The organism is Thermomonas sp. (genome assembly GCF_047606765.1).
GTDB lineage: Bacteria > Pseudomonadota > Gammaproteobacteria > Xanthomonadales > Xanthomonadaceae > Thermomonas.
Window position 1 is genome coordinate 1 of the sequence record NZ_JASGED010000078.1, and the last position, 5,577, is coordinate 5,577.

At 66.2% G+C, this 5,577-nt stretch carries 6 protein-coding genes; all 6 read left to right on the forward strand.

The features are described from left to right. Window positions 1-422: 422 nt before the first annotated feature. Window positions 423-1,139, forward strand: coding sequence for a response regulator (locus QM612_RS07500; RefSeq protein WP_415253280.1), 717 nt, complete (start codon window positions 423-425; stop codon window positions 1,137-1,139). Beyond that, window positions 1,136-2,563, forward strand: coding sequence for a sensor histidine kinase (locus tag QM612_RS07505; protein ID WP_415253275.1), 1,428 nt, complete (start codon window positions 1,136-1,138; stop codon window positions 2,561-2,563). The genes QM612_RS07500 and QM612_RS07505 overlap by 4 nt, the downstream gene beginning before the upstream one ends. A gap of 98 nt (window positions 2,564-2,661) precedes the next feature. Next, window positions 2,662-3,021 (forward strand): PadR family transcriptional regulator, encoded by a 360-nt coding sequence (locus QM612_RS07510; RefSeq protein ID WP_415253276.1) that lies wholly within the window; start codon window positions 2,662-2,664, stop codon window positions 3,019-3,021. Beyond that, window positions 3,018-3,950 (forward strand): sensor domain-containing protein, encoded by a 933-nt coding sequence (locus QM612_RS07515; RefSeq protein ID WP_415253277.1) that lies wholly within the window; start codon window positions 3,018-3,020, stop codon window positions 3,948-3,950. Before QM612_RS07510 ends, QM612_RS07515 begins: the two co-directional genes overlap by 4 nt. Before the next feature lie 119 nt (window positions 3,951-4,069). Next, window positions 4,070-4,414 (forward strand): RidA family protein, encoded by a 345-nt coding sequence (locus tag QM612_RS07520; protein ID WP_415253278.1) that lies wholly within the window; start codon window positions 4,070-4,072, stop codon window positions 4,412-4,414. 85 nt (window positions 4,415-4,499) lie between these two features. Next, on the forward strand, window positions 4,500-5,468 hold the full coding sequence (locus QM612_RS07525) for a LysR family transcriptional regulator (protein WP_415253279.1): 969 nt from the start codon (window positions 4,500-4,502) through the stop codon (window positions 5,466-5,468). The last annotated feature ends 109 nt before the right edge of the window (window positions 5,469-5,577 follow it).

The window sequence follows — 5,577 nt, forward strand, 5'->3', positions numbered from 1 at the left end:
CTGCGGCCAGCGCAGCGGCACCACCGGCTGCGAACCAGCCAAGCACTTGCCGGCGTTCGCGCAATTGCTGATTGATCAGTTCGACGTCTTGTTGCAGTCCACCATCCTGATGGTCGTCGTGATGGTCATGCTTCGGGTAGGACATGTCGGCGGCTCCTGGCTGTTGGCTGGAAAGCGGGGCGCACCGGGATGGATCGGAGGGGGAGGGGCGGTCGTCCCGGTGCTGCCCACGGAACCGACGCTAGGCCTCGTGTGTGCCGGTCGCTTGTCGTGGTTTTTCAGGCGTTGACACATTCAGGCGGCGGTTCAGCCTGCGGACGGCATCGGTTCAGCCGCGCGTCGGGATTGCAATGTGTGGCAGCGCCGACAAACGCTGCATACACTCGGCTGGTATCCAGTCCGGCATGACCCGCCCCGACGACATGGACTTGCAATCCCTGATCCTGGTGGTCGATGACGACCCGGAACTCCGTGAGCTGACATCGGGATTCCTGCACAACCACGGCTATCGCGTGATGGCCGTGCATGATGTCGCGCAGATGCGGCAGGCGCTGGATGCACACCGGCCGGATCTGGTGATTCTTGACGTGATGATGCCCGGCGAAGACGGCCTTTCCGCCGCCCGGCAACTGGCCAGTCGCCGAGGTGGCCCCGCCGTCATCATGCTCAGCGCGCTGGGCAGCGACACCGACCGCATCATCGGGCTGGAAGTCGGTGCCGACGACTATCTCGCCAAGCCCTGCAACCCGCGCGAGCTGCTGGCGCGGGTGCGCGCGGTGTTGCGCCGCCGGCTGGCCGGTGAACCGGTGCCGGTGGACGAAGCCCGGCAGTACGAGTTTTCCGGCTGGCGTCTGGACATGGTGCGCCGCGACCTGCGCGATCCCTCCGGCGTGTTCGTTGACCTGTCCGATGGCGAGTTTTCGCTGTTGCGCACTTTCGTCGAACACCCGCAGCGCGTGCTCAGCCGCGACCAGCTGCTCGACTACGCGCATGGCCGCAACGTCGAAGTCTATGACCGCGCCATCGACACCCAGATCAGCCGGCTGCGGCGCAAGCTCAACGAACGCACCCGGCAGGAACTGATCCGCACGATCCGCAACGAAGGCTACATGTTGCTGCCGGCGGTCAATCGCCTGTGACGCCTGCGCGGCCCGGCCTGTCGATCTTCCGGCGCACCTTCCTGTTGCTGCTGGCAGCGCTGGCGGTGGCGCAGGTGGTGGCCGTCGTGCTGCTGCTGTACGCGCCGATCCGCACCGACTCGACAGAACTGATGCGCGTGGTGGCATTGCTGTCCAGCAATGAACCGACCGGCAATGACGTGCTGCACGTCGCCACCAGCGCAGCGCGCCCCGTGGTGCCGGCCGAAGGCGGGTTCCGCACGGATGCGCGGGTGCGCACGGCCATAGCGCAGTGGTTGTCGCTGGACGAGGAGGATGTGCTGTTCGTCTCCACCCGCGAAGCCAGAAAGCGGCGCGCACCGCCGTCGCCTGACGGCAAGCCGCCTCCGCCCGATTGCACGGATTGCCCGTCTGGGCCACCGCGTGAAGCGGGCAGCGATGTGCCCGCCGCGCAGGATGGCGAGAGCAGGCCACCACCCCGCCCACGCAACCTGGCGCCGGACACGCCCTTGCGTGGCGAGTTCATCGCCGCCGCGCGCCAGCCGGACGGTCGCTGGCGCGTGGTCGAATCCACGCAACGCAACCGCCTGGGCAGGATCGGCCGTCAGGCAGGCCTGCTGTTCCTGGCGGGCGTGCTGGTGCTGCTGCCGCTGGCCTGGTGGTTCTCGCGCGCGCTGTCCGCGCCGATCCGCGAGTTCGCGCGGGCCGCAGACCACCTTGGCCGCAACCCCGACGCACCACCGCTGGCGCGCAATGGCCCGCACGAGATCGTGCTGGCCGTCGATTCGTTCAATGCCATGCAGACCCGCCTCAACCGCATGGTGGCAGAGCGCACGCAGATGGTCGGTGCCATCGCCCATGACCTGCGCACGCCACTGGCGCGGCTCGCCTTCCGCCTGCAGAAACTGCCCGATGACCAGCGCGACAAGGCGCAGGACGACATCGATGAAATGAAGACGATGATTACCGCTGCGCTGGACTTCCTGCGTGACCGCTCCGCGACCGGCCTGCGCGAAGCGCTGGACATGCGCTCGCTGGTCGAAAACATGGTCAATGGCCTGGCGGACACCGGCCGCGACATCGCACTGGAATCCGGCGCAGCGGTGATCGTCAATGGCGACCGCATCGCCCTGCGGCGGATGGTGGCCAATCTGATCGACAACGCGCTCAAGTACGGCAAGCGCGCGCGCCTGCGCCTGCAGGCACAGGATGGCGACTGCGTGCTGGAAGTCGAGGACGACGGCCCCGGCATTGACCCGGCGCAGGCCGAGCAACTGTTCATGCCCTTCTATCGCGGCGAAGCCTCGCGCAACCGCGAGACCGGCGGCATCGGCCTGGGCCTGTCGGTGGCGCAGGGCATCGCGGTGGAACACGGTGGCCGGATCGTGCTGGAAAACCAGCCGGCAGGTGGCCTGCGCGCCACCGCCATCATTCCGCTGCCATAGCGCCCTGCACCGGCCCCTGTGGCGGGTGACTATTGGCATATTCACTATATCGAAATAAACAGTAGTATCCGCTTCAACCTGGAAGCGGAGATGTCGGGATGGACGAAGCCCTGCTGCGCAAGTTCCACAAGGAACTGAGCGCCGGCACCGTGTCGCTGGGGCTGCTGGCGGTGGTGACTGCCGCGCCGGAGCCGATGTACGGCTACCAGATCGCCAAGCGGCTGGAGCAAGCCGGCGACGGCGTGCTGGCCGGCAAGCAGAGCGCGTTGTACCCGGTGCTGCGCAATCTGGAGGCAGCGGGGCTGCTGGACAGCTTCGTCGAGCCTTCGGTCAGCGGCCCGCCGCGCCGCTACTACCGCGCCACGCCTGCCGGGCGCGACACCCTCACTGTCTGGTGCGCCGCATGGCGCGCCACCCGCGATTCACTCGATGCCCTGCTGAAGGAAGCCGACGCATGAACACCGACCTGCCGACCACCATTCCCGCCTATCTGGATCGCCTGCGTCGCGCCTTGCAGGGCTGCGACCCGGCGCTGGCGCAGGACGCGCTGTACGACGCCGAGGACTATCTGCGCTCGGAACTTGCGGCCCATCCCGACAAGTCCGAAGCCGAAGTGATCGCCTCCGTAGCCGGCAGTTACGGCGCACCGGACGAAGTGGCGGACATCTATCGCGATACCGAAGTGAAAGTGGAGCGTGCATTGCGCACGCCGCCGCCGCCGGCACGCAGGACGTGGCTGGGCCGGTTCTTCGGCGTGGTGGCCGACCCGCATGCCTACGGTGCGCTGTTCTACATGCTGCTGTCGCTGGTCACCGGCATTTTCTATTTCACCTGGGTGGTGACTGGCGCGTCGCTGTCGGTGGGCCTGCTGATCCTCATCATCGGCGTGCCGCTGCTGCTGCTGTTCCTGATGTCGGTGCGGCTGCTGTCGCTGGTGGAGGGCCGCATCGTGGAGGCGTTGCTGGGCGAGCGCATGCCGCGCAGGCCGCTGTATACCAATCGCAGCAAGCCCTGGCTGCAGCGACTGAAGGAGCTGTTCACCGACCTGCGCACCTGGACGGCAATGCTGTATTTCCTGCTGATGATGCCGCTGGGAACGGCCTACTTCGCGGTGGTGGTGACGCTGGTGGCGATGTCCCTGGGCTTCATCGCCGCACCCGTGCTGGTCTGGCTGGGCATTGCCGACGCATCCGTGCGTTCGGGCGGTTGGCAGGTGCTGAACTATGACGGCATCGGCATCACCACCTCGATACCCGCGTGGGGCATGCCGGCATTGCTCATTGCCGGCTTGCTGCTGCTGTTTGCGACCCTGCACCTGGCCCGCGGCATCGGCAGGCTGCACGGTTTGCTGGCAAAGCATCTGCTGGTGCGCGAACCGGTGGTGTGAGGCGCGGCGCAAAATCGATCGCGGTAACCTCATGCCATCTGGTTTGGGTGATACGGTGCCCGGCGCGCGGCTTCTGGCGTATGGTGCAGGCCCCTTCAACACACACACGGACTTCATCCATGATCCAGCGCATCGACCCCGGCCAGCGCATGTCCGAGGCCAGCATCCACGGCGGCATCGTCTATCTGGCAGGGCAGGTGCCGGAAGACACCAGCGCCGATATCGAAGGCCAGACCGCGCAGGTGCTGGCTGCCATCGACGCCCTGCTGGCACAGGCCGGCACCGACAAGAGCCGCATCCTGCGCGCGCAGATTTTCCTGGCCGATATCGCCGATTTCGCCGGCATGAACCGCGCATGGGATGCGTGGGTGATCGCAGGCAACGCGCCTGCCCGCGCAACGGTGGAAGCCAAACTGGCAAACCCGGCGTGGAAGGTGGAAATCATGGTCACCGCCGCCGTCTGAGCTTGTTTGAAGGCTTGATTCGTTGCGAAAAAGTGGGCGGTCGGGCAGATTGACGGCCCATCGTTCCACGAATGCAGCGAACGCCTTGAACGACCTCAACGATCTGTACTACTTCGCCGTGGTCGTCGATCACGGCGGTTTTGCCTCGGCCGAGCGCGCGCTGGGCATCCCGCGCTCGCGCCTGAGCCGCCGCATCAGCGCGCTGGAAGGCGAACTGGGCGTGCGCCTGCTGCAGCGTTCCACGCGGCGTTTTGCCGTCACCGACGTTGGCATGAGCGTGCATCGCCACGCGCAGTCGATGCTGGCCGAGGCGCAGGCAGCGCGCGAGGTGGTGGATCGCCTGAGCGCCGAACCGCGCGGCGCGGTGCGGGTCAGCGTGCCGGTGTCGATGGCGCAGCAGCAGTTTCCCAAATTGCTGCCTGCATTCATGGCGCTGTACCCCAAGGTGCGCCTGCAATTGCTGGTCAGCAACCGCCGCGTCGATGTCATCAATGAAGGCGTGGATGTCGCCATCCGCGTGCGCAGCAAGCTGGACGAGGACGGCAGCCTGGTGATGCGCAGCTTCGGCCAGGTGCAGGAATTGCTGGTCGCCAGCCCGAAATATCTCGACCGCGCCGGCAGGCCGAAAACGCCGGAAGAACTGGCCGACCACGTCACTCTGAGCATCAGCGAGGACGAAGCCCGTCAGCGCTGGGAATTGCATGGCCCGGATGGCGAAGTGCGGCGGATTGAACTGCAGCCGCGCATCACCGGCTTCGACTTCCCGATGATGCAGGCGATGGCCGAAGGCGGCATCGGCATCACCCTGCTGCCGGAAACCGTCTGCGCCGAGGCCGTGCGCAACGGCGAGCTGGAAGTCGTGCTGCCCGACTGGCGGCTGCCGCAGGGCATCGCGCATGCGGTGTTCGCATCGCGTCGCGGCATGCTGCCGGCAGTGCGCGTGTTCATCGACTTCCTTGCCGAAAACCTGCCGCCGCTGCTGGAATCCGCGCGGCTGGAATGCAGTGAGCCGGAGTGTCTGAAGGCGAAGGCGAGGGTGGGGAAGAAGCGCTGAGGAAGCTCTGAACAACTCCCGAAACGTCATCCCGGCGAAAGCCGGGATCCAGCTTTTTCAATGACTTACCAAAGAGCTAGATTGGACAAACATTCGTTTGTCAGAAGCA

What these genes read in the sequence shown, in the direction of transcription:
- QM612_RS07500 (WP_415253280.1), top strand. Translation starts at nt 423, where the DNA reads ATGGACTTGCAATCCCTGATCCTGGTGGTCGATGACGACCCGGAACTC.
- QM612_RS07510 (WP_415253276.1), top strand. Translation starts at nt 2,662, where the DNA reads ATGGACGAAGCCCTGCTGCGCAAGTTCCACAAGGAACTGAGCGCCGGC.
- QM612_RS07515 (WP_415253277.1), top strand. Translation starts at nt 3,018, where the DNA reads ATGAACACCGACCTGCCGACCACCATTCCCGCCTATCTGGATCGCCTG.
- QM612_RS07520 (WP_415253278.1), top strand. Translation starts at nt 4,070, where the DNA reads ATGATCCAGCGCATCGACCCCGGCCAGCGCATGTCCGAGGCCAGCATC.